The sequence below is a fragment of the Barnesiella viscericola DSM 18177 genome (genome assembly GCF_000512915.1).
Classification (GTDB): domain Bacteria; phylum Bacteroidota; class Bacteroidia; order Bacteroidales; family Barnesiellaceae; genus Barnesiella; species Barnesiella viscericola.
This window is the reverse complement of record NZ_CP007034.1, coordinates 59904-82838: the sequence shown is the minus strand read 5'-3', so window position 1 is coordinate 82838 and position 22935 is coordinate 59904. Positions and strand designations below refer to the sequence as shown.

General features: G+C 56.4%; 23 protein-coding genes and 1 riboswitch. Of the genes, 16 read left to right on the top strand and 7 right to left on the bottom strand.

Features of this window, described 5'->3' with window-relative positions:
• Positions 1-19 precede the first annotated feature (19 nt).
• Positions 20-1369 (bottom strand): glutamate synthase subunit beta, encoded by a 1350-nt coding sequence (locus tag BARVI_RS00300; protein ID WP_025277294.1) that lies wholly within the window; start codon positions 1367-1369, stop codon positions 20-22.
• 42 nt (positions 1370-1411) lie between these two features.
• On the bottom strand, positions 1412-5929 hold the full coding sequence (gltB, locus tag BARVI_RS00295; RefSeq protein ID WP_025277293.1) for a glutamate synthase large subunit: 4518 nt from the start codon (positions 5927-5929) through the stop codon (positions 1412-1414).
• Positions 5930-6282: 353 nt separating this feature from the next.
• Positions 6283-6375, top strand: a riboswitch (TPP riboswitch).
• 44 nt (positions 6376-6419) lie between these two features.
• Here gltB and thiD point away from each other — a divergent pair.
• The 8 genes from thiD to BARVI_RS00255 all read left to right on the top strand — a co-directional run bounded on the left by thiD (position 6420) and on the right by BARVI_RS00255 (position 13144).
• A complete protein-coding gene (thiD, locus tag BARVI_RS00290) occupies positions 6420-7265 on the top strand; it encodes a bifunctional hydroxymethylpyrimidine kinase/phosphomethylpyrimidine kinase (RefSeq protein WP_025277292.1) in 846 nt (281 codons plus the stop codon).
• Positions 7266-7284: 19 nt separating this feature from the next.
• The gene (thiS, locus tag BARVI_RS00285; protein ID WP_025277291.1) at positions 7285-7485 is read left to right on the top strand and encodes a sulfur carrier protein ThiS; all 201 of its coding nucleotides are present in this window, start codon (positions 7285-7287) and stop codon (positions 7483-7485) included.
• A gap of 22 nt (positions 7486-7507) precedes the next feature.
• The gene (locus BARVI_RS00280; RefSeq protein ID WP_025277290.1) at positions 7508-8098 is read left to right on the top strand and encodes a thiamine phosphate synthase; all 591 of its coding nucleotides are present in this window, start codon (positions 7508-7510) and stop codon (positions 8096-8098) included.
• A 10-nt stretch (positions 8099-8108) separates the two neighbouring features.
• Positions 8109-8738, top strand: coding sequence for a thiamine phosphate synthase (locus BARVI_RS00275; RefSeq protein ID WP_025277289.1), 630 nt, complete (start codon positions 8109-8111; stop codon positions 8736-8738).
• Entirely contained in the window at positions 8735-9505 is a 771-nt protein-coding gene (locus BARVI_RS00270; RefSeq protein ID WP_025277288.1) for a thiazole synthase, read from the top strand. Before BARVI_RS00275 ends, BARVI_RS00270 begins: the two co-directional genes overlap by 4 nt.
• A gap of 20 nt (positions 9506-9525) precedes the next feature.
• On the top strand, positions 9526-11229 hold the full coding sequence (gene thiC / locus BARVI_RS00265) for a phosphomethylpyrimidine synthase ThiC (protein ID WP_025277287.1): 1704 nt from the start codon (positions 9526-9528) through the stop codon (positions 11227-11229).
• Between the two features lie 116 nt (positions 11230-11345).
• Positions 11346-12455, top strand: coding sequence for a 2-iminoacetate synthase ThiH (gene thiH, locus BARVI_RS00260; protein ID WP_025277286.1), 1110 nt, complete (start codon positions 11346-11348; stop codon positions 12453-12455).
• Positions 12455-13144 carry a HesA/MoeB/ThiF family protein gene (locus BARVI_RS00255; protein WP_025277285.1) on the top strand — a complete coding sequence of 230 codons (690 nt, stop codon included), beginning with the start codon at positions 12455-12457 and terminating at the stop codon, positions 13142-13144. The genes thiH and BARVI_RS00255 overlap by 1 nt, the downstream gene beginning before the upstream one ends.
• Positions 13145-13237: 93 nt before the next feature.
• On the opposite strand, the gene BARVI_RS00250 is transcribed toward BARVI_RS00255, so the two are convergent.
• From BARVI_RS00250 to tsaB, 5 genes are read right to left on the bottom strand one after another with little or no spacing between them, the layout of a single operon-like run.
• Positions 13238-13879, bottom strand: a complete 642-nt coding sequence (locus tag BARVI_RS00250; RefSeq protein WP_232213987.1) for a nitroreductase family protein — start codon at positions 13877-13879, stop codon at positions 13238-13240.
• Between the two features lie 21 nt (positions 13880-13900).
• A complete protein-coding gene (gene rimM / locus BARVI_RS00245; RefSeq protein ID WP_025277283.1) occupies positions 13901-14419 on the bottom strand; it encodes a ribosome maturation factor RimM in 519 nt (172 codons plus the stop codon).
• Positions 14420-14434: 15 nt separating this feature from the next.
• The gene (gene murA / locus BARVI_RS00240; protein ID WP_025277282.1) at positions 14435-15739 is read right to left on the bottom strand and encodes a UDP-N-acetylglucosamine 1-carboxyvinyltransferase; all 1305 of its coding nucleotides are present in this window, start codon (positions 15737-15739) and stop codon (positions 14435-14437) included.
• A gap of 46 nt (positions 15740-15785) precedes the next feature.
• Entirely contained in the window at positions 15786-16391 is a 606-nt protein-coding gene (locus BARVI_RS00235; protein ID WP_025277281.1) for a DUF4290 domain-containing protein, read from the bottom strand.
• Positions 16392-16414: 23 nt separating this feature from the next.
• The gene (gene tsaB / locus BARVI_RS00230; RefSeq protein WP_025277280.1) at positions 16415-17107 is read right to left on the bottom strand and encodes a tRNA (adenosine(37)-N6)-threonylcarbamoyltransferase complex dimerization subunit type 1 TsaB; all 693 of its coding nucleotides are present in this window, start codon (positions 17105-17107) and stop codon (positions 16415-16417) included.
• Positions 17108-17269: 162 nt separating this feature from the next.
• On the opposite strand from tsaB, the gene BARVI_RS00225 reads away from it, so the two are divergent.
• From BARVI_RS00225 to BARVI_RS00190, 8 genes are read left to right on the top strand one after another with little or no spacing between them, the layout of a single operon-like run.
• Positions 17270-18142 (top strand): YicC/YloC family endoribonuclease, encoded by an 873-nt coding sequence (locus tag BARVI_RS00225; RefSeq protein ID WP_025277279.1) that lies wholly within the window; start codon positions 17270-17272, stop codon positions 18140-18142.
• 4 nt (positions 18143-18146) lie between these two features.
• Positions 18147-18722 (top strand): guanylate kinase, encoded by a 576-nt coding sequence (gene gmk / locus BARVI_RS00220; protein WP_025277278.1) that lies wholly within the window; start codon positions 18147-18149, stop codon positions 18720-18722.
• A gap of 11 nt (positions 18723-18733) precedes the next feature.
• A complete protein-coding gene (nadD, locus tag BARVI_RS00215; RefSeq protein WP_025277277.1) occupies positions 18734-19324 on the top strand; it encodes a nicotinate (nicotinamide) nucleotide adenylyltransferase in 591 nt (196 codons plus the stop codon).
• Positions 19324-19977: a DUF5063 domain-containing protein gene (locus tag BARVI_RS00210; protein ID WP_025277276.1), complete on the top strand. Its 654-nt coding sequence runs from the start codon at positions 19324-19326 to the stop codon at positions 19975-19977. Before nadD ends, BARVI_RS00210 begins: the two co-directional genes overlap by 1 nt.
• A 5-nt stretch (positions 19978-19982) precedes the next feature.
• Positions 19983-20639: a 3'-5' exonuclease gene (locus tag BARVI_RS00205; protein ID WP_025277275.1), complete on the top strand. Its 657-nt coding sequence runs from the start codon at positions 19983-19985 to the stop codon at positions 20637-20639.
• On the top strand, positions 20636-20878 hold the full coding sequence (locus tag BARVI_RS00200) for a hypothetical protein (RefSeq protein ID WP_025277274.1): 243 nt from the start codon (positions 20636-20638) through the stop codon (positions 20876-20878). Before BARVI_RS00205 ends, BARVI_RS00200 begins: the two co-directional genes overlap by 4 nt.
• A 20-nt stretch (positions 20879-20898) precedes the next feature.
• The gene (locus BARVI_RS00195) at positions 20899-21423 is read left to right on the top strand and encodes a hypothetical protein (protein ID WP_025277273.1); all 525 of its coding nucleotides are present in this window, start codon (positions 20899-20901) and stop codon (positions 21421-21423) included.
• 33 nt (positions 21424-21456) lie between these two features.
• Entirely contained in the window at positions 21457-22893 is a 1437-nt protein-coding gene (locus tag BARVI_RS00190; RefSeq protein ID WP_025277272.1) for an MFS transporter, read from the top strand.
• The last annotated feature ends 42 nt before the right edge of the window (positions 22894-22935 follow it).

Below are 22935 nucleotides of genomic sequence, written 5' to 3'. Positions count from 1 at the left end.
CTGTTTTTTACTTGTGTCTTTATCGTTCGCCGGTCGTGCAATAGCGGTCTATCTCTTCGGCAGCCCGGTGTCCCGAGGCGATGCACTTGACCACCAGACTGGCCCCCGTAGCCACATCGCCTGCCACGAATACGTTCTCGGGCAAGGCCGGCAACTGCGGTCTGAGGAATCCCATGGCCAGCAGCACCAGATCGGCTTTCAGAATCTCCTTACGACCGGTGGGCCGCATCTGCGGACGTCCCCCGTCGGGAGCCGGCAACCACTCGACCTCCTCGACCTCGACGCCGCACACCCGTCCGTTCTCCCCGATAAAGCGGGTGGACGAGAGGCTCCACCGCCGCTCGCAACCCTCTTCGTGGCTGCTGCTGGTCTTCAACACGATGGGCCATTGCGGCCAAGGGGTAGCGGGATTGTGACCAACGGGCGGTTTGGGCATAATCTCAATCTGGGTCACACTCAAAGCGCCCTGCCGGTTGCTCGTGCCTATGCAGTCGCTGCCGGTATCGCCACCACCGATTACCAACACATGTTTGCCCCGGGCCGTGATGCGCTCCTCGTCGGGGAAGGTCTGCCCCGCCAGCACCCGGTTTTGCTGGGCCAGCATCTCCATGGCAAAATGGATTCCGGCCAAGTCGCGTCCCGGAATATTAAGGTCGCGGGCCTGAGGGGTACCGGTGCAGAGGCAGTAGGCATCGAACCCTTCGGGCAACTGGTCGAGGTCGACGGCATGGTTCACCTCAAAAGTGATGCCCTCCTCCTCCATCACCCGCACCCGGCGGTCGATGATGGGTTTATGCAGTTTGAAATTGGGAATACCGAATCGCAACAGGCCTCCCACATACTCCAATTTTTCAAATACCGTGACGGCATAGCCCAGCCGGTTGAGCCGGTTGGCCACCGAAAGTCCGGCCGGTCCCGACCCGATCACGGCCACGCGCTTGCCGTTGCGTTTATAGTGACGAGGCTTGACAAGTCCCTCGCGAAAGGCGGCCTCGATGATGGCGGCCTCGTTTTCCCGAATGGTGACGGGCGCCTCCATACTCAGGTTGAGCACACAGCTCTTCTCGCACAGTGCCGGACAGATGCGCCCCGTAAACTCGGGGAAGTCGTTGGTCTCGGTCAACAGCTGGTAGGCTTCAGCCCACCGGCCCCGGAAGAGGGCGTCCTGAAATTCGGGCGGGCGGTTGCCCAGCGGACAGGCCCAGTGGCAGAAGGGCACTCCGCAATCCATGCAGCGCGAAGCCTGTAACTTGCGCTCGCTGGTATTGAGGGTCTGCTCCACCTCGCCGTAGTCGGAAATACGGTCGTGTACGGGGCGGTATCCGGCCTCCTGCCGGGGTATGGTTAAGAATGCTTTCGGGTTTCCCATAATGCTATATCTTCTATAATCTCTTTTCGATAGTCTCTTAGTTTAATAATCTCTCTGAACTTCGGCAATCTTCTCCTGGAGCTTGCGCATCTGCTCTTCGGCCAACACCTTCTTGAACTCGATGGGCGTTACCTGAATGAACTCTTCGACGTAACGGTTCCAGTTGTCGAGCATCGTGCGGGCCAACGACGAACTGGTGTAGAAGTAGTGCTGACGAATCAGTTCGTGCAGTTCTTTACGAGCAGCCGCATCTTCGACCAGCGAAAGCTCGACCATATCCATGTTGCAGAAGTAGTCGAACTTGCGGTTCTTGTCCCACACATAGGCCACACCACCGCTCATACCGGCGGCAAAGTTGCGACCCGTCTCGCCCAGTACAACCACACGACCACCGGTCATGTACTCGCAGCAGTGGTCGCCCACCCCTTCGACTACGGCAATGGCTCCCGAGTTGCGCACGGCAAACCGCTCGCCCACCCGGCCGTTGATGTAGACCTCGCCCGAGGTGGCTCCGTAGAGCAGCGTGTTGCCCGCAATCGTGTTATCCTCGGCGGCAAAGGTGCTGCGCACCGGCGGGTGTACCGCTATGCGACCGCCGCTCAACCCCTTGCCCAGGTAGTCGTTGGCTTCGCCTTCGAGGCGGAAGTTGATACCGTGGGTCAGGAAGGCACCGAAGCTCTGTCCGGCCGACCCCTTGAACTTGACTTGAATCGTATCGTCGGGCAATCCGGCCTCGCCGTATCGGGCGGCCACGGCCCCCGAGAGCATGGCTCCTATCGAACGGTCGGTATTGCCAATCGTATATTCAAGAGATACCTCCAGACGGTTCTCGATGGCCTCGCGGGCAGCCGCGAGCATCGTCACGTCGAGTACCCCGTCAATATCGTGCTGTTGAGGCATGACCCGGTGCAGGGCCGTACCGTTGTCGACGCGGTGCAAGATGCGATGGAAGTCGAGCAGCGAGGCTTTGGAGTCGGGCTCGGCGGGAGCAATCTCAATCAGGTCGGTGCGTCCCACAATGTCGTTCAAACGGGTGAATCCCATCTCGGCCAGGTATTCGCGCACCTCCTGGGCCAGGAACTGGAAGTAGTTCACCACATACTGGTAGTGACCTCTGAACCGCTCGCGCAACTTGGGGTCCTGCGTAGCCACGCCCACCGGACAGGTGTTGGCATGACACTTGCGCATCATCACGCAGCCCAACACAATAAGGGCGGCGGTACCGAAGGCAAACTCCTCGGCTCCGAGCAACGCCATGCTGATGATGTCGCGCCCGGTCTTTAACTGACCGTCGGTCTGCAAACGCACCTTCCCGCGAAGGCCGTTCAGCACCAGTGTCTGCTGCGTATCGCTCAACCCGATTTCGGGCGGGATACCGGCATAACGCATCGACGATGCCGGCGAAGCTCCCGTGCCACCCTCGGCTCCCGAGATGACAATCAGGTCGGCCTTGGCCTTGGCCACACCGGCGGCAATGGTCCCCACACCGCTCTCGGCTACCAGCTTGACACTGATCTGAGCCCGGGGGTTGACATTCTTCAAGTCGAAGATGAGTTGGGCCAAATCTTCGATGGAGTAAATATCGTGATGCGGCGGAGGAGAAATGAGCGAAATGCCCGGAATCGAATGACGGGTACGGGCAATCACCTCGTCGACCTTGAAGCCCGGCAGTTGTCCACCCTCGCCCGGCTTGGCACCTTGCGCCACCTTAATCTGTATCTCTTCGGCATTGACCAGATACTCGGCAGTAACACCGAAGCGGCCCGAAGCCACCTGCTTGGTCTTGCTGCACAGTGAAATGCCGTCGTAGGTCTCGTGGAAGCGGGTCGAATCCTCGCCCCCTTCACCCGTGTTGCTGCGCGTGCCCAGCTTGTTCATGGCCAGGGCAAGAGCCTCGTGCGCCTCCTTGCTGATGGCACCGAACGAGATGGCTCCCGTCACAAAATGCTTCACAATCGACTCGACCGGTTCTACCTGATCGATGGGAATGGGATTGCGCTTGAAGCAGAAGAAGTCGCGCAGGAAGATGGGGCTATCCTTGTGGTCTACCTTTTCGGCAAACTGTTTGTATTTCTCATAGCTGCCCAGGCGAGTAGCCAGTTGCAGCAGACTGATGGTCTCGGGATTCCAGGCATGTTTCTCACCATCTTTGCGATAGGAGAACTGTCCGATATAGGGCAACGGCGAGTCTATCTCGTCGGGCAGATAACCGGCATCGTGGAAGGCCTCGTAGTCATGGGCTATCTCGTCGAGACGAATACCGCCCACCGACGAGCAACGGGTGCCGAACCAGCGGTTCAGCAACTCCTCGCTCAACCCCACGGCCTCGAAAATCTTGGCCCCGCGGTAGGAACGTATGGTACTGATACCCATCTTGCTCATGATTTTGTAAAGTCCCTTGCACACGGCCTTGATATAGTTCTTCTCGGCCGTCTCGTAGTTCATCTGCACATCGCCCCGTTTCACCAGGTCGGCAAGTACGGCAAAGACCATATAGGGGTTGATGGCGCTGGCACCGTAGCCCAGCAACAGGGCGGCGTGCATCACCTCGCGAATTTCACCGCTCTCGACCACCAGAGCCGTCTGCACGCGCTTCTGCACCGAGATAAGGTGATGGTGCACGGCACTCACGGCCAACAGGGCCGGTATGGCGGCGTGACCGGCATCGATATCCCGGTCGGAGAGGACGATGTAGTTTACCCCCTCGTCGACCGACTCCTCGGCCTTGCGGCAGAGAGCCACGAGCGCCTCTTCCAGGCCTTCCTTACCTCGCCCGGCCTCGAAGAGCATGGGCAGTTTTACCGTCTTGAATCCCTTGTATCGAATGTTGCACAGAATATCCAGTTGGGTATTGTTGAGAATAGGGTGCGGCAACCGCACCATCTTGCAGTGACTCTCGTCGGGCAACAGGATATTGTTACCCACGGCACCGATATACTCGATGAGCGACATCACCAGCTCCTCGCGAATGGGGTCGATAGGCGGGTTGGTCACCTGGGCAAACTGTTGTCTGAAATAGTTGAACAACGACTGCGGACGCTCGGATAGTACGGCCAGCGGCGTGTCGTTACCCATCGACGCCGTGGGCTCCGAACCCGTCGTACACATGGGAGTAATGGTGCGTTCCACATCTTCGCGGGTAAACCCGAAGGCCCGCAACTTGCGGTCATAGTCGGCCACGGTGTTCTCGACCTTGCGGCCGCTCTTCAACGTGTCGAGTTCGATGCGGTTATCGGCCAGCCACTGACGATAGGGCCGCGCCGAAGCCAGCTGTTTCTTCAACTCCTCGTCGTAGTAGATGCGTCCCTCCTGGGTATCGACCAGCAGAATCTTGCCCGGTTGCAGGCGCCCCTTCTCGCGAATGGTCTCGGGGTCGAACCCGATGACACCGGCCTCGCTGGCCACCACCATCATGTCGTTGCGGGTAATGAGGTAACGGGCGGGACGCAACCCGTTGCGGTCGAGCATTCCGCCGGCGTAACGGCCGTCGCTGAAAAGCAGGGCGGCAGGACCGTCCCACGGCTCCATCAAAATCGAGTGATACTCATAAAAGGCTTTCAAATCTTCACTGATGGGGTTCTTATCATTGAACGACTCGGGCACGAGCATGGCCATGGCGTGCGGCAGGCTCAATCCCGACTGTACGAAAAATTCGAGCACATTGTCGAGCGAGGCACTGTCGCTCATGTCGGGCTGCAAGATGGGTCGTATATCCTTGACCGATCCCAGCAACGGTGTGGAGAGCACACTCTCGCGAGCCTCCATCCAAGCCCGGTTGCCCCGTATCGTATTGATTTCGCCATTGTGTGCCAACAGGCGGAAGGGCTGCGCCAACCCCCACGTGGGGAAGGTGTTGGTGCTGAACCGGGAGTGCACGATGGCCAACCCGCTGGTGAAATAGGGCTGCGTCAGATCGCAGAAGTACTCGCGCAACTGCACCGACGAGAGCATACCTTTGTAAATAATGGTCTTGCTCGAAAGCGAAACGAAGTAAAAATCCTTGTGGCTGACCCGCCGCTCGATTTTCTTGCGAATAATATAAAGTTTACGTTCCAGGTCGTCGGCCTCGCCGGTAATAAAAATCTGCTTGATATCGGGCTCGGTCTCGGCTGCACTTTTACCCAAGATCGACGAGTTGACCGGTACCGAACGCACATGCATGAGCGAGAGCTTCTCGCGCTCAATCTCCTCGGCCATGATGTCGAGTATCGCACTCTGCTCTTTCAGGCTCTTGGGCAGGAACACCAACCCCGTACCGTATTTTCCCTTCTCGGGGACGGGAATCCCTTGCAGTAGAATAAACTCATGTGGTATCTGCAACAAGATACCGGCACCGTCGCCCGTCTTGTTGTCGGCCCCCTCGGCTCCACGGTGCTTCATGTTTTCAAGCACCTTCAAGGCCGAATCGACCAACTCGTGCGACTTGTTGCCGTGAATGTTGACAATCATACCTACTCCGCACGCATCATGTTCATTGGCCGGGTCGTACAAACCCGCCGAACCCCTCTGTGCGGCTTTCTCTCTCAATATTTTATCGCTGACAAATGTGGTTTCCTTCATCTGCATTCAATTTCTTTTTATTCGGTCTTTCAAAATAAGCATTTCAATTTGCTTGCAAAAATAAATAACAGCTTTCAAAAATACAAACATTTTGATAATTTATTTGCAAATTATCCATTTTCAGAAACAACCGCTTACTTTTTACTACATTATATAGCAAATTGGCAACAAACGCATTGACAACGTCCCGCTCAACCATAAAAACAGAGTAAATTGATACGAATCCTTTTCCCCAACGATAAGCCCACCGATGAGCAGCCACATCACAACCCGGAAAGGCGTATTGCCTCTTAATTTTTATTAAAACGTCCAGGGCTTCACACCGGTACAAAAATTATCCCTAACTTTGCGTGTAAGTAACAAAGGGGTGCCTAAAAACGGCTGAGATCATACCCTATGAACCTGATACGGATAATGCCGGCGCAGGAATTGTTCATAGTCCTATCTGTTTCGATACGGTTTTAAGCTCCCCCCCGATAAAGCAAACCGTATGAAAACCTATCCCGTCGTATTGACCATAGCCGGCTCGGACAGCAGCGGAGGAGCCGGGATACAGGCCGACTTGAAAACCATGTCGTCCATCGGTGTATTCGGCACATCGGCCATCACCGCCATCACCGCACAAAACACCTGCGAGGTGCGGGCCATACAGGGTATCGACCCCGATATTGTTCGCCAACAAATCGAGGCGGTACTCGACGACCTGCCCTGCCACACGGTGAAGCTGGGCATGCTATACGCCCGACCTACGATCGAGGCCATTGCCGACTGTCTGGCGCACTACCCCCTCGACCACATCGTGCTCGACCCGGTCATGGTGTCGACCTCGGGGTGCCGGCTCATTGAAGAGGAGGCCATCGAGGCGGTCAAATCGCTACTCCTGCCCCGGGCCACACTCGTCACCCCCAACATACCCGAAGCCGAAATCCTGAGCGGCCTACCCGTCACCAACGAACGGGAGATGGAACGGGCTGCACAGCGGCTCTTCCAAATCGGTTGCCGGGCGGTACTCATCAAGGGGGGACACTTGGAGGGAGCCGAATCGTACGACCTGCTCTTCACCCCACAGGCCGACCCGGTGCGCTACACCTCGCCCCGTATCGCCACACGCAACACCCACGGCACGGGTTGCACCTTCTCCTCGGCCATCGCCTCGTACCTGGCCCTGGGCCGCGACCTGCCCGATGCGGTGGCCGCCGCCAAGACCTACCTCACCCGGGCCCTTGAAGCGGGTGCCGACGTGACGATAGGCCACGGCCACGGAGCCGTAAACCATCTGTTCGCCCCCTGCGTTTTAACCCCGCGGGACGACGAAGACACAAACAAAAACGGATAAACCATTCATTGATATAACCATGCAAGTATATCTCAACCAAAAAGAGACCGAGGTGCCCGAAGGAACAACCGTAAAAGGGTTGCTCGACCGGCAGCAGATTGCCGCCGAGGGCACGGCCATCGCCATCGACAACAAACTGGTGCCCAAAAGCGAGTGGGACAACCGCACGCTGGCCCCCGGCGACAAGATAACCCTCATTCGCGCCACCTTCGGCGGATAACCGACAACCCGAAAGGTAAGCGATGAAATACATAGGTATCACACCCGAAGGATTCCTCCCTCACGAGGGCGACTTGATTGCCACGTTGCTCGACCACGGGCTGGACCATCTGCACCTGCGCAAACCCGGGGCCTCGCGCCACGAGGTAGAAGAGTTGTTGCGCTCGATTCCCCACCGCTGCTACAACCGCATCGTGCTGCACGACCACTTTGAGCTAGCAGCTGCATACCGCTTGGCCGGCGTGCACCTCAACCGCCGCAACCCGATGCCTCCCGCAGCCGTGCCGGGGTACACCCCCGCCCTCTCCCGCTCGTGTCACACGCTGGACGAACTCGGCCAAGGCGAAGGGTATGCCTATCAATTCCTGAGCCCCCTCTTCGACAGCCTCTCCAAGCAGGGCTACCGGGCCGCATTCACCCCCGGGCAACTGGCCGAAGCGGCCGAGCGGAGAATCATCAACGAGCGGGTCATGGCCCTGGGCGGCATCACCCCCGAGCGGGTGGCTGCCGTGCGGCAGTGGCACTTCGGCGGAGTAGTCCTGTTGGGCTACCTGTGGCAAGAGCCTACCCCCGAAGGGGTGATTGACCGACTCAACCGAATACGAACCGTTTAACCCCATCGATATGTTACAATTCATTACCCATCAAACCCTGCGCTTCGGCATTGTCGAAGGCGCCGTCGCCGCCCTCAAAGGGGGTTGCAAATGGATACAACTGCGCATGAAAGAGGCGCCTCTTGACGAGGTGGAACGAACAGCCCGAGAGCTGATTCCCCTCTGCCAGGAACACGAGGCCATTCTCGTTCTCGACGACTATCCCCAACTGGCGGCCGACCTCGACGTGGACGGCGTGCATCTGGGCAAACTCGACATGCCGGTATCGGAAGCACGCCTGCTCATCGGTGAGAAATACATCATCGGCGGCACGGCCAACACCTTCGACGACATTCAAAGTCTGGTGCGACAAGATGCCGACTACGTGGGACTGGGGCCCTTCCGTTTTACCGAGACCAAAAAGAACCTGAGCCCCATACTGGGCCTCGAAGGCTATGCCCGCATCATGCGGCAATGCCGCGAAAACGACTTGAAGATTCCCGTGGTGGCCATCGGCGGTATCACGGCCGATGACATTCCAGCCCTCATGGAGACCGGCGTGTCGGGCATCGCCTTGTCGGGCACGATTCTGCAAGCCGAGGACCCCGAGGCCGAAACCCGAAAGATTATAGACTTATTAAACCAATATCGCAAAGTATGAACAAATTAGTGATTGGAGGGCGGGAATTCTCCTCCCGGCTGTTTGTCGGAACCGGCAAATTCAGCTCGAACGAATTGATGGAAAAAGCCATCGAGGCTTCGGAATCCGAAATGATTACCGTCGCCATGAAACGTATCAACATGACCCACGAGGCGACCGACGATATGCTCACCCACATCGACCGCAACAGAGTGCAGTTCCTGCCCAACACCTCGGGCGTGCGGAATGCCGAGGAGGCTGTACTCGCCGCCCAGTTCTCGCGCGAGTGCTTCGGGACCGACTTCATCAAACTCGAAATCCACCCCGACCCCAAATACCTCTTACCCGACCCGGTGGAGACCTTGAAAGCTACCGAGCAACTGGCCAAGATGGGATTTGTGGTACTGCCCTATATCCAGGCCGACCCCGTGTTGTGTAAACGGCTCGAAGAGGCCGGTGCCGCCACCGTGATGCCGCTGGGTGCTCCCATCGGTACGAACAAGGGGTTGCGCACGCGTGATTTCCTGCAAATCATCATCGAGGAGAGCAACGTGCCCGTCATCGTCGACGCCGGTATCGGGGCGCCGTCGCAGGCTGCCGAAGCCATGGAACTGGGTGCCGATGCCGTGCTCGTGAACACCGCCATCGCCGTGGCCGGTAACCCCGTAGAGATGGCCATCGCCTTCAAAGAGGCTGTCAAAGCCGGCCGCCGGGCCTACGAAGCCGGACTGGGTGCCCAATATCATTTTGCCCAGGCCAGCAGCCCGCTGACTTCATTCCTTGACTAACCGCTACGAAACGATAACTTATGGATACACAAAAAATAATCAGAGATTCCTACCCCAGCTCCGAGAAGGTATATGTGCCGGGTAAACTCTTTCCCATTCGAGTGGGCATGCGCAAAATCAACCTCACCGACACGGTGACCATCGAGAACGGGAAACGGGTGCACACCCCCAACGCGCCGGTCTATGTCTATGACACCAGCGGCCCCTACACCGACCCCATGGTCGAGGTGGACATCAACCGGGGATTGCCCCGCCTGCGCGAGTCGTGGATTGCCGACCGCGGCGACGTCGAACAGCTTGACGACATCACCTCGCAATATGGCCGCGCCCGTCGCGACGACCCGGCTCTCGAATCAATCCGCTTCAAACACACGCCGCTCCCCTACAAGGCCAAGCCGGGGCACTCCATCACACAGATGTACTACGCCCGGCAGGGTATCATCACCGCCGAGATGGAGTATGTGGCCATACGCGAGAACCTGATGAACGAACAGTTGGGTATCAAGAGCCACATCACCCCCGAGTTCGTGCGCGACGAGGTGGCTGCCGGCCGCGCCATTATCCCGGCCAACATCAACCACCCCGAGGCCGAGCCGATGATTATCGGCCGCAACTTCCTGGTGAAGCTCAATACCAATATCGGCAACTCGGCCCTCTCGTCGGGTATCGAGGAGGAGGTGGACAAGGCGGTGTGGAGCTGCCACTGGGGCGGCGACACGCTCATGGACCTCTCGACCGGCGATCACATACACGAGACGCGCGAATGGATTATCCGCAACTGCCCCGTGCCCATGGGTACCGTGCCCATCTACCAGGCGCTCGAAAAGGTCAACGGCAAGGTCGAGGACCTTACCTGGGAGATTTACCGCGACACCCTCATCGAACAGTGCGAGCAGGGTGTGGACTACTTTACCATTCACGCCGGTGTACTCAAAGCTCATGCCGACCTGGTGGGCGAACGGCTCACGGGTATCGTGTCGCGCGGCGGCTCGATCATGACCAAGTGGTGCGTCATTCACAATCAGGAGAGCTTCCTCTACACCCATTTCGACGAGATTTGCGAGATTCTCAAACAGTACGACGTGGCCATCTCGCTGGGCGACGGCATGCGTCCCGGCTCGATTCACGACGCCAACGACCGCTCGCAATTCCTCGAACTCGACGTACTGGGCGAACTCACCGAGAAGGCCTGGGCTCACGACGTGCAGGTGATTATCGAGGGACCCGGCCACATTCCCATGCACAAAATCAAGGAGAATATGGACCGCCAGCTGAGCAGCTGCCACGGTGCCCCCTTCTACACACTGGGCCCGTTGACCACCGACATTGCTCCGGGTTACGACCACATCACCTCGGCCATCGGTGCCGCACAGATTGCCTGGCTGGGTACGGCCATGATCTGCTACGTCACCCCCAAGGAGCATCTGGGACTGCCCGACCGCGAAGATGTGCGCAACGGTGTCATCGCCTACAAGATTGCCGCCCATGCCGCCGACCTGGCCAAGGGATTCCCCGGTGCCCAGGTGCGCGACGACGCCATGAGCAAGGCTCGCTACGAGTTCCGCTGGAAAGACCAGTTCAACCTGGCCCTCGATCCCGACCGGGCTCTCGAATACTACAAGCAGGGCTCGTTCCACGACGGCAACTACTGCACCATGTGCGGACCCAACTTCTGCGCCATGCGGCTGTCGCAAGACATCACCAAATGCGTCGAGACGGAGTAACCCCCTCCCCGGGTACCGACGAGTGCCGGTATCGGTATGCAACCGGCCTCGTCCACAAGAGAGAATTGAAAAGAATCGACTAACCATTAACGATTGATTAAAGAAAGAGAAATAAGATGTTTTCCGAAGAATTAGAAAAATATTCCTGGGACGACATAACCGCCTGCATCAACTCGAAACAGAGCCGCGACGTGGAGATTGCCTTGGGCAAGGAGCACTTGACCATCGACGACTTCATGGCACTCGTTTCGCCGGCTGCCGCTCCCTATCTGGAACCCATGGCCGCCCTGAGCCGGCGTTACACCCAGGAGCGTTTCGGTAAAACGATACAGATGTATGTACCGCTTTATATTACCAACTCGTGCAACAACTTTTGCGTCTATTGCGGGTTCAACCACAACAACCCTATCGCCCGCATCATTCTCACCGAAGAGGAGATCGAGAACGAGTGCAAGGCCATACGCAAGCTGGGGCCCTTTGAAAACCTGCTCATCGTCACCGGTGAGAATCCGCGTGATGCCGGTGTGGACTATCTGGAACGGGCGCTGCATGTGGCCCGCCCCTACTTTGCCAACCTCACCATCGAGGTGATGCCGCTCAAAAGCGAGGACTACTACCGGCTCACCAAGTCGGGGCTCAACGGCGTAGTCTGCTTTCAGGAGACCTACCACAAGGACCGCTACAAGACCTATCACCCCAAGGGCATGAAATCGATTTTCGAGTGGCGTGTCAACGGCTTCGACCGCATGGGACAGGCCGGCGTGCACAAGATAGGCATGGGCGTGCTCATCGGGTTGGAGCCCTGGCGCACCGATGTGACCATGATGGCCATTCACCTGCAATACCTGCGCAAGCACTACTGGCAGACGAAATACAGCGTCAATTTCCCCCGCATGCGTCCCTCGGAGGGTCATTTCCAACCCAATGTGGTGATGAGCGACCGGGAGCTGGCCCAACTGATTTTTGCCTTCCGCATCTTCGACCACGACGTGGACATCTCGGTGTCGACCCGCGAAAACCCCAACTTCCGCAACCACATCGCCACGCTGGGAGCCACCTCGATGAGTGCCGGTTCGAAGACCGACCCGGGAGGCTATGCCACCTATCCGCAAGCGCTCGAACAGTTTGCCGTGAGCGACGAACGCACCCCGGCCGAGGTCGAGCAGGCCATCAAGTCGATGAGCTACGAAGTAGTGTGGAAAGACTGGGATAAAATATTCGACTGATGAACGATCGGTACAGCAGACAGACGATGCTTCCCGAGATTGGCGAAGCGGGTCAGGAACGGTTGCAGAAAACCCGGGTACTGATTGTGGGGGTGGGCGGACTGGGTTCGCCCGTCGCCCTCTACCTGACGGCAGCGGGTGTGGGCTGTCTGGGACTGGTCGACGACGACATGGTGTCGATGAGCAACCTGCAACGGCAGGTACTCTACACCGAAGCCGAGGTGGGAGCCCCCAAGGTGGAGTGTGCCCGCCGGCGGCTGTCGACCCTGAACAGCATGACCCGCATCGAGACCTACCCCACCCGGCTCACGGCCGAAAACGCGGAATCGATTATCGCCAACTACGATCTGGTGGTCGACGGCTGCGACAATGCGGCTACCCGCTACCTCATCGACGAGGTGTGTGCCCGTCAGGGCAAACCCTACGTCTACGGCTCCATCGCCGCCTTCGAGGGACAGGTGTCGGTATTCAACTACCGGGGCGGTCCCCGATACAGCGACCTCTACCCTCGCCCCGAGGTAATCCCTCCGGCACAACCGGGCGGGGTCATCGGCTCCATACCGGGAGTCATCGGCTCTATCCAGGCCACCGAAGCCATCAAGATTATTGTCGGGTGCGGCGAGGTGTTGAGCGGCAAGCTCTATCTGGTCGACCTGCTGTCGCTCCGTCACGACATAATCGAGATATGACCGGCAGGCCTGTACCGCAGCACTACACACCATAAAAAAGCGAATCACCCGTATGAGTGATTCGCTTTTTTATAACTCGTAACTGCCGCCTCGTCAATAGGCCGTAGCCCAGTTGTTCAGGCGCACATTCTCGCGTTTCCACTTATCCTTGGGAGCCGTTTCGCCCTGCGGGTAGCCCATGGGAATCACGTTGAGCGGAATAATCTGTGCCGGTAGACCCAGCACCTCGCGAATGGCTTTTACCCGGCTCATTACGGGATAGGCTCCCGTCCACACGGCACCCAGCCCCAGACCATGAGCAGCCAGCAGGATATTCTCGGTGGCTGCCGAAGCATCTTGTATCCAATAGGTGGCACCCTCGCCTTCGATAGCTTTGCTCAGGTCGCCGCACACCACGATAGCCACGGGAGCCGAAGCCAACATCTTGGCATTGGGCAGCGAGTCGGCCAACTGGGTCATCAGCGCCTTGTCGTCGAGCACCACAAAAGCCCACGGCTGTTGGTTGCGAGCCGTAGGAGCCGCCATACCGGCCCGCAGAATCTGCTCGATTTTCTCGGGCTCAACCGCCTTGTCGGCATAGGCCCGCACACTGGCCCGGGTTGCAATGGCTTCGAGTACCGGCATGCCTTCGCCGCTACTCTTGGAATCCTTGGTACCCGAGAAAAATATCACGAACACAACGACCGTGAAGATGAACCACACGGACAGAAAAATAAACAAAATTCGTTTCATCATATCATCTCTGTTTTTTTAGATTTACAACGTAAGCAGTCCCTCGGGAATAGTCATGTAGAGCCGACGGTTCTCCTCGTCAATCTCGCTCACAAACTCATCAACGGCCGGAACCAGCAACTCGCGCCCCTCATGGTCAATCTCGAAGAGCACATTCTCGGTCGAGTCGTCGACGGCCACAATCTTACCCAACTCGCCCCGCTCGCTGTCGACCACGGTAAACCCGATGAAATAGTCGCTCGGGGCCTCCTCTTCGACCGCCGTGTCGTAGTAGGACTTGGGAAAATAGACATCGAGCAGCGAAAAGGCCCGGGCATCGGTCTCGTTGTCGACATCTTCGAGCTTCATCAAGGCGGTAGTATCGCTCTTGAAGCGACACTCCTCGATGAAAAAGGGGACGAAGATACCGTCGATTTCGCAGACGATATAGGGACAGTCGGTGCGGTCGAACACATCGTCGGTAAAGGTGAAGGACAACTCGCCCTTCACCCCGTGCGGTTTGTTGAACCGACCTATCTTAATCAATTCTTCACGTTCAATCATGCTTGTTTTCTTGTTTTACAACCGGGTGATGCGGGCACCGATGGCATTGAGCCGCTTGTCGATGTCCTGATACCCCCGGTCTATCTGGTCGATGTTGTGGATACGGCTCGTCCCCTCGGCACTCATGGCGGCAATGAGCAGGGCGATACCGGCCCGAATGTCGGGCGACACCATGTTGGCCGCCCGCAGCTTGTGAGCGCGAGCCTGACCGATGACGGCGGCCCGGTGCGGGTCGCACAGGATAATCTGCGCCCCCATGTCGATGAGTTTGTCGACAAAGAAGAGTCGGCTCTCGAACATCTTCTGATGAATGAGCACGCTCCCCTTGGCCTGGGTAGCCACCACGAGGAAGACGCTCAGCAGGTCGGGAGTGAGTCCTGGCCACGGGGCATCGGCAAAGGTCATGATCGAGCCGTCGATAAAGGTATCGATTTCGTAGCTTTCGTGTTCGGGAATGTGTATGTCGTCGCCGTTCTGCTCGACGGTAATGCCCAGCCGGCGGAAACTGTCGGGGATAATACCCAGGTCGTTGTACGACACGTTCTTGATGGTGATGTCCGACTGGGTCATGGCGGCCATACCGATGAAACTGCCCACCTCGATCATGTCGGGCAGAATGGTGTGCTCACACCCTTTGAGCGACGACACGCCGTGAATCGTGAGCAGGTTCGACCCGATGCCTTCGATGCGGGCACCCATGCGGTTCAACATCTTCGAGAGCTGTTGCAGATAGGGTTCGCAAGCAGCATTGTAGATGGTGGTATCGCCCTCGGCCAGGACGGCAGCCATCAGAATATTGGCGGTTCCGGTCACCGAAGCCTCGTCGAGCAGCATGTAGCTGCCAGTGAGTTTGTCGGCCTTGATTTCATAGCGCTGGGCCTTGGGACAGTAGGTAAAGGTGGCACCCAGTTTCTGAATGCCCAGGAAGTGGGTATCCAACCGACGGCGGCCAATCTTGTCGCCTCCCGGTTTGGGCAGAACGGCATACCCGAAGCGGGCAAGGAGCGGACCGATAATCATCACCGATCCCCGCAGTGCGGCTCCCTTCTGGAAGAACTCGTCGCTGTTGAGGTAGTCGAGATTAATCTTGTCGGCCTTGAAACTGTACGCATTCAACCCGATGCGTTCGACCGTCACCCCCAGGTCGCGCAGCAGTTGTATGAGGTTGTTCACATCGAGAATGTCGGGGATATTGTATATCTTCACCTCTTCGGGGGTGAGCAATGTGGCGCAGAGAACTTCCAGTGCTTCATTCTTAGCGCCTTGCGGTATCAACTCTCCATGCAGACGATGCCCGCCTTCAATAATAAAAGATGCCATACTTTTCGCTTTTAAGGTTAATGAGTGAAAGATACAAAAAAAGCGGTTATTTACCCGCTTTTTTTGAATTATTTTTCGACTTGCCCCGCTGTGGTTGCACAATCGGTTCCTTCACATCGCGCAGGTGGTAGGTCGCCGGATCGAGATCGATTACACCGTGAGTGTATTCCTTCAAGTCCTTCAATATCTTTTCGTCGTCGACCGAATCCTTATTCCACTGGTAGAAAAGTTTTTTCATGTGGTTGGCCAGCATCGACACGAGGGCATCACGCTCGGGACCGGCCGGCATCTCCTCGGCCTTTTTCAGCATCTCCTCCATGATTTTGCCGTAGTGGCGATACTTGATGGGCGACGATTGATAAGGTATCGGGTCGGGGTGCGTGTGCAGATTCTCCTTCCGGATAATCTCGTAGGGATAATCGATGTCGAGCTTGAAGTCGGACATGATGGCCAGGTGGTCCCACAACTTGTGCTTGAAATCTTCGATGTCGCGCAGGTGGGGGAACAGGTTACCCATGATATTGATAATGGTGTTGGCACAGCGGGTGCGCTCGGCCCGGTCCTCGATGGTCATGCAGTGGTCGACCATCTGCTGTACATTGCGCCCATATTCGGGCAACACCAGTTTCTTTAAGTCCGAGGTATATTGCATAGTGTTCTTGTTGATTTTTCTTTTTACAAAACTTTATGTTTGGGGGTGGTGGCCACAAACTCTTTCAGATAGAAGGGCTCGAAATAGGCCACATCTTCAAACCGTTTTTCGCGGAAGGCCCGCTCGGCCAGCGCCAGCATATCGGTAGCCAGGGGGACGATGCCGTCGACAAAGATAGCGTTCTCGTGCTTGATCACCTCCTTGCATTTGGCCGCCCCGTTGCCCGAGAAGACCACCCGGCGAGTTGCCAGCAGGTCGGCAAAGGAGTTCTCGTCGATGACCCGTGCCTCGACCGGAGCCACCAGATTGAGGGCATTGTCGTAGACAGCGGCATAAACCTCCATACGACGGGCATCGATCATGGGACAGTATAACACATCTTCCTCGAAATAGTTCTTGAAGAGAGTCGTACAGGCCAGCAGTTCGAGCGTAGGCACGGCAATGAGAGGCACACCCAGCCCGAAACAGAGCCCCTTGGCTTCGGAGACTCCGATGCGCAGACCGGTATACGAGCCGGGCCCGCTGCTCACGGCCACGGCGTCGACCCGAATCGACTTGTCGCGGGCAAAGGTCATCAACTCTTTGACATAGGCACCCAGCAACGAGGCGTGCGAGGGGCCGTCGAAACTCTCGAAATGACATTGAACGACTCCGTCGGAAGAGAGCGCGGCGGAACATACCGACGTGGAAGTCTCTATGTGTATGATATTCGGCATAATTTTATCGGTAAACAGCTACCTCTCTGCCTGCTTTGGGCGCCAAGAGGTAAACAAACGTATCACAATAGCGTGAATGGGAGTACAAAAATAGCGCTTTTTTTTCAATAATATTGCTTTTGCTACGGAATTAAGATTAAATTTGCAAAAACATTTACTGACATGATACAATCGATGACCGGTTTCGGTAAGTCCGTGGTGGAATTGCCGCATAAAAAAATAACCGTTGAAATAAAATCGCTGAACAGCAAGCAACTCGACTTATCGACCCGCATACCCCAACAATACAGAGAGTTGGAAATGGAGATACGCTCCAAGATAGCCCAGCGACTGGAACGGGGCAAGGTCGATTTTCTCGTATACTGTGAAGCCATCGGCAAAACGACTTCGGCACAAATCAACATTCCCGTGCTCGAAGGTTACTACCAGCAAGTGAAGGAGGCTTCGGAAAAACTGGGTATCGCCATGCCCGAGGATTGCATCTCGATGCTGCTGCGCATGCCCGACGCCATGAGTACCGAATCCCCGGAAATCGACGAGGCCGAAATCAACGCCTTGAAAAAGGCGGTCGACGAGGCCATCACCCGCCTGGAAGAGTTCCGCATTCAGGAGGGGGCCATGCTGCAACATCTCTTCGAGGAGAAGATCGACAACATTGCCCGACTGCTCAAAGAGGTGGAACCCTACGAAAAGGAGCGTATCGAGAAAATCAAGGGGCGCATCATCGATGCCCTGTCGAAAATCGAGAACTTCGACTACGATAAGAACCGGTTTGAGCAGGAGATGATCTACTACATCGAGAAGCTCGACATCAACGAGGAGAAACACCGCCTCGACAACCACCTGAAATATTTTCTCGAAACCATGCAGGCCGGCAAAGGCCAGGGCAAAAAACTGGGATTCATCAGTCAGGAGATGGGGCGCGAAATCAACACGCTCGGCTCCAAATCGAATCAAGCCGAGATGCAACGCATCGTCGTGCGCATGAAAGACGAGCTGGAACAAATCAAGGAACAGGTATTAAACGTAATGTAGTTTCATGGAGAAGAGAGGCAAACTTATCATATTTTCGGCACCGTCGGGCTCGGGAAAATCGACCATCATACAGTCGTTGTTGAACCGCGACCTGAATCTGTCGTTCTCGATTTCGGCCACCAGCCGGGCACCCCGGGGCACCGAAAAGAACGGGGTTGAATACTACTTTATCTCGCCCGAAGAGTTCAGGCGACGCATCGCCAACGGCGAGTTCCTGGAATACGAGGAGGTCTATGCCGGGAAATACTACGGCACCTTGAAGAGCGAGGTCGAGCGCATTCTCGACAGCGGTCGCAACGTCATTTTCGACGTCGACGTCGTGGGCGGGCTCAACATCAAGAAGTATTATGGCAACCAGGCACTGGCCCTCTTTATCCAGCCCCCCAGCATCGAGGAGTTGAAACGGCGTCTCAACCACCGGGCCACCGATGCCCCCGAGGTGATAGCCAGCCGCATCGCCAAAGCCGAATACGAGCTCTCGTTCGCCCCGAAATTTGACCGTATCATTGTCAACGATATTTTAGAAAAAGCGCAGGAAGAGGCCTACCAGACCATACGGCAGTTCCTCGACAAGCCCTGACCCCCCCGATTATGCAACCAATCCAGACAGCTTTCTTCTCAGGCACGTTCAACCCCGTCCACACGGGGCACCTCATATTGGCCAGCTACCTGTGCGAATACGAGGGGTTCGACGAGGTGTGGATATCGGTGACGCCTCAGAACCCCCTGCGGGAAAAGCTGTCGCCCGAGGCCGACCGGCAACGCATCGAGATGCTGCGACTCGCCGTGACGGGCAATCCCAAAATCGTGGTGACCGATGCGGAGTTTTCGCTCCCCCTCCCCTCCTACACAATTCGCACGCTCGACCACCTCAGAAGCCGCTACCCCGACCGCGAATTCACCCTCGTCATCGGGGCCGACAACTGGCTGCTGTTCGACCGGTGGTACGAAAGCCGTCGCATCGTCGACGAATACCACGTGTGCATCTATCCCCGGCGGGGCTACGAGATCGACGAGACAAAGCTCCCTCCCACCGTGCGATATTGCCGGGCTCCCCTCATCGAAATTTCATCGACACAGGTGCGAGCGGGTATCGCCGCCGGCAAGAACATGAACTATTTCGTACCCCAGTCGGTATATAACTATATAATCAAACACGGACTTTATAAAAACAACGAGTAATGGACGAACGCATTTATTCAAAGAACATCATCGAATTTGTCACCGTAAGTGCCGAATATTGCGCCTTTATCGAACGTACTCCCGAACTGGAAAGAGACGAATTTATAGACAAAATCATCAAGATACTCCCGCTGCTGTACCTCAAAGCCACCCTGCTCTCGCCCGAAGAACCCGAAGAGGAGGGATATACCGAACGGTTCGTTACCGAAAGCCTGTACGAAACCATCAGACTGAACATGGAGAGCCTGCTGGGCGAAGACGACAACTACCTGGAAGTGTTCCAAACCGACATGAAATACAGCGAGACTCCCTTGGCCGCCAGTATCTCGGAGGGTCTTGCCGACATCTATCAGGACTTAAAAGACTTTATCTCGATATATCGCTTGGGCAACGAGCCCCAGATGCTCGAAGCCCTGTACATTTGCTACGAAAACTTTGTCTCCTATTGGGGACAACAACTGGTAAACGTTCTGCGGGCGCTGCACAACATCAAGTACTCGCCCAACGATGATGAAGATGACGAGGACGACGACCATTGCGATTGCGGTCATCATCACCACCATCATACACAATCCAGCCATTACACCGATATTTTCGGTCATCAACAAGGGGACGACGATATTTTCGACAAACTCAACGATGATGTGGATTAACGATTATGGAGAACGATACGACTGACAACAAAATAAAAATAAGCAAAGAGATTATTGCGACCTTACCCATCGAGACCTTCCCCGGGAAAATCGTCGTGATCGATACCCCTTCGCGTGCGGCCCACGCGGTGGAGCAGCTGAGTCACGAGAAGATTATCGGCTTTGACACCGAGACCCGCCCCACCTTCAAGAAGGGGCACAGTAACCAGGTGGCCCTCATGCAACTGTCGACCCACGACATCTGCTACCTGTTCCGAATCAACCGCATCGGTTTTACCCCGCTGCTGAAACAGTTGCTCGAAAACGAGGCGATACTGAAAGTAGGTATCTCGCTCAAAGACGACTTCTGCATGCTGGGACGCCTCAACAACGGACAGTTCACCCCCCGCAACTTCGTGGAGTTGCAGAAGGTGGTCAAGAGATACGGCATCGAAGACCAGAGCCTGCAAAAAATCTACGCCATTGTCCTGGGGAAAAAGATTTCCAAGGGACAACGCCTCTCCAACTGGGAGGCCGACCACCTGACCGACAGTCAGCAACTCTATGCCGCTACCGACGCATGGAGCTGCATCAAGATATACGAAGCCCTGCAATCGGGCGAATTTCAATTATCCTCGTTAAACCCGGCGTTGCTGCAACGCCCCTCATCTCAACCACAATGAAACGTTACAACATCATCACCCTGCTCCTGGTCATCTACCTGGCCGTCATGGCCTACTTCGGCCGCGGCATGCTGCTGAGCGGGAACTATTGGGAATATTTCAGCATCATCGTCATCACGCTGCTGGTCATCATCATGCTGCGATGGGCCTTGAAGCGCCGGGAAAAAATCCGCAACGAGCGCCGCAAGAAGCAAGATGCCTCCGACCGCCGCACGCTGCGCAACGATCACCTTTCGTAAACACCAATCGCTACACGACTATGATAAAGAAAGTGCTACTGATTCTGTCGGTCGTCGGGTTGCTGTCGAGCACCGGGTCGGCCCAGATTTTGAAAAATACCTGGATTGTCAATCCCCAGGTGAGCGGCTTCAACCTGGGCAGTACCCACACCCAGGAGACTGGGAACGAAGCGTTTGACCTCGGTCTGAAAGTCGAGGCGGGTAACTTCATTGCCAACAACCTGGCCTTTCTGGTAGGTCTCGGCGGTGACTTCTCCTGGAACAAAGAGTACAACGACAACAGCATAGACCTGATGGCGAGCATACGCTACTACACCCTCACCACCCTGTTCATCGGGGTGAACACCGGCTACACCCACGCCTGGAACAAACCCAAGGGAGGGAGCTCGGTTTGTCGCGACTATCTCTACGTAGGGGCCGAACTGGGTTACGCCATCTTCGTGAGCCCCAACATATCGCTCGACCCGGCCCTCTACTGGAAACACAGCTTTACCGACAAGTTCGACCAGTACGGGTTGAAGATAGGTCTGTCGGTCTACTTCTGAACAACGAATTAATCAATCAAAACACATAACACTATGACAGAAAAAATGACTCAACTGATGAAGGACGTCCCGGCCGTACGGTGGACGGCCCTCGTCTTACTGGCGAGCGCCATGTTTTTCGGGTATATCTTCATGGATATACTCTCTCCCCTGCAAGAGCTGTTGCAGAACACACGAGGCTGGTCGCCCGATGCCTACGGCCACTACGCCGGTTCCGAAACGTTTCTGAACGTATTCGTCTTCTTCCTGATTTTTGCCGGTATCATTCTCGACAAGATGGGGGTACGCTTTACTGCCGTACTCTCGGGTACCGTCATGCTCATCGGTGCCGCGGTCAACTACTACGCCGTGAGCAACGCCTTTATCGGCAGCGGTGCCGAAGCCTTCATGAACCGCTTCATGAACCTGCCGTTGGAGTGGTGGAACGTCACCCCCTTCTACGAGGGCATGCCCGCCTCGGCCAAGATGTCGGCCATCGGCTTCATGTTCTTCGGCTGCGGTGTCGAGATGGCAGGCATCACCGTTTCGCGCGGTATCGTCAAATGGTTCAAGGGTAAAGAGATGGCTCTGGCCATGGGTGTAGAGATGGCTATTGCCCGCGTAGGTGTAGCCGTGGTAGTGCTGGGTTCGCCGGTACTGGCCAACAAATTTGCTCCGGTCGACGTTTCGCGCCCCGTGCTCGTGGCCGTTATCCTGCTGGCCATCGGTCTCATCTGCTTTATCAGCTATGCCTTCATGGACCGCAAGCTCGAACAACAGATGGGCGAAAGCGGCGAAGAGAAGGACGACCCCTTCAAGATTTCGGACCTCAAATACATCTTCTCGAGTAAGGTGTTCTGGCTGGTAGCGCTGCTGTGCGTGCTCTATTACTCGGCCATCTTCCCCTTCCAGAAATATGCCATCAACATGTTGCAATGCAACCTGGGCTACACGGCCGAGCAAGCCGGTTGGGTATTCTTCGTCTTCCCGCTGGGAGCTGCTGCCATCACCCCTATCCTGGGCAACTTCCTCGACCACAAGGGTAAGGGTGCCACGATGCTCATCTTCGGTGCCCTGCTCATGATTGCCTGTCACCTGGTATTCGCCCTGGTACTGCCGTCCCTCAAAGGTACGACGGTTGCCGTCATCGTGGCCTACCTGTCGATTATCCTGCTGGGTATCTCGTTTTCGCTGGTACCGGCCTCGCTGTGGCCCTCGGTGCCCAAGCTGGTCGACAACAAGCTGCTGGGGTCGGCCTACGCCGTCATTTTCTGGATTCAGAACATCGGTCTCTACTCCTTCCCCATGATTATCGGTGCCACGCTGCGCATGTCGAACCCCGGCATCACCGACCCGCTGCAATACAACTACACCGTGCCGATGCTCATCTTCGCCAGTCTGGGTATTCTGGCTCTCATCTTCGGGTTGTGGTTGAAGGTAGAGGACAAGAAACGGGGATACGGTCTCGAAGAACCCAATATCCAAAAGTAAATCGCCGTCGGATCAAACGACCCGTCGATGCCTGTATATGCG

Coding starts and splice junctions, on each gene's coding strand:
- BARVI_RS00300 (WP_025277294.1), bottom strand. CDS start 1,369: ATGGGAAACCCGAAAGCATTCTTAACCATACCCCGGCAGGAGGCCGGA.
- gltB (WP_025277293.1), bottom strand. CDS start 5,929: ATGAAGGAAACCACATTTGTCAGCGATAAAATATTGAGAGAGAAAGCC.
- thiD (WP_025277292.1), top strand. CDS start 6,420: ATGAAAACCTATCCCGTCGTATTGACCATAGCCGGCTCGGACAGCAGC.
- thiS (WP_025277291.1), top strand. CDS start 7,285: ATGCAAGTATATCTCAACCAAAAAGAGACCGAGGTGCCCGAAGGAACA.
- BARVI_RS00280 (WP_025277290.1), top strand. CDS start 7,508: ATGAAATACATAGGTATCACACCCGAAGGATTCCTCCCTCACGAGGGC.
- BARVI_RS00275 (WP_025277289.1), top strand. CDS start 8,109: ATGTTACAATTCATTACCCATCAAACCCTGCGCTTCGGCATTGTCGAA.
- BARVI_RS00270 (WP_025277288.1), top strand. CDS start 8,735: ATGAACAAATTAGTGATTGGAGGGCGGGAATTCTCCTCCCGGCTGTTT.
- thiC (WP_025277287.1), top strand. CDS start 9,526: ATGGATACACAAAAAATAATCAGAGATTCCTACCCCAGCTCCGAGAAG.
- thiH (WP_025277286.1), top strand. CDS start 11,346: ATGTTTTCCGAAGAATTAGAAAAATATTCCTGGGACGACATAACCGCC.
- BARVI_RS00255 (WP_025277285.1), top strand. CDS start 12,455: ATGAACGATCGGTACAGCAGACAGACGATGCTTCCCGAGATTGGCGAA.
- BARVI_RS00250 (WP_232213987.1), bottom strand. CDS start 13,879: ATGATGAAACGAATTTTGTTTATTTTTCTGTCCGTGTGGTTCATCTTC.
- rimM (WP_025277283.1), bottom strand. CDS start 14,419: ATGATTGAACGTGAAGAATTGATTAAGATAGGTCGGTTCAACAAACCG.
- murA (WP_025277282.1), bottom strand. CDS start 15,739: ATGGCATCTTTTATTATTGAAGGCGGGCATCGTCTGCATGGAGAGTTG.
- BARVI_RS00235 (WP_025277281.1), bottom strand. CDS start 16,391: ATGCAATATACCTCGGACTTAAAGAAACTGGTGTTGCCCGAATATGGG.
- tsaB (WP_025277280.1), bottom strand. CDS start 17,107: ATGCCGAATATCATACACATAGAGACTTCCACGTCGGTATGTTCCGCC.
- BARVI_RS00225 (WP_025277279.1), top strand. CDS start 17,270: ATGATACAATCGATGACCGGTTTCGGTAAGTCCGTGGTGGAATTGCCG.
- gmk (WP_025277278.1), top strand. CDS start 18,147: ATGGAGAAGAGAGGCAAACTTATCATATTTTCGGCACCGTCGGGCTCG.
- nadD (WP_025277277.1), top strand. CDS start 18,734: ATGCAACCAATCCAGACAGCTTTCTTCTCAGGCACGTTCAACCCCGTC.
- BARVI_RS00210 (WP_025277276.1), top strand. CDS start 19,324: ATGGACGAACGCATTTATTCAAAGAACATCATCGAATTTGTCACCGTA.
- BARVI_RS00205 (WP_025277275.1), top strand. CDS start 19,983: ATGGAGAACGATACGACTGACAACAAAATAAAAATAAGCAAAGAGATT.
- BARVI_RS00200 (WP_025277274.1), top strand. CDS start 20,636: ATGAAACGTTACAACATCATCACCCTGCTCCTGGTCATCTACCTGGCC.
- BARVI_RS00195 (WP_025277273.1), top strand. CDS start 20,899: ATGATAAAGAAAGTGCTACTGATTCTGTCGGTCGTCGGGTTGCTGTCG.
- BARVI_RS00190 (WP_025277272.1), top strand. CDS start 21,457: ATGACAGAAAAAATGACTCAACTGATGAAGGACGTCCCGGCCGTACGG.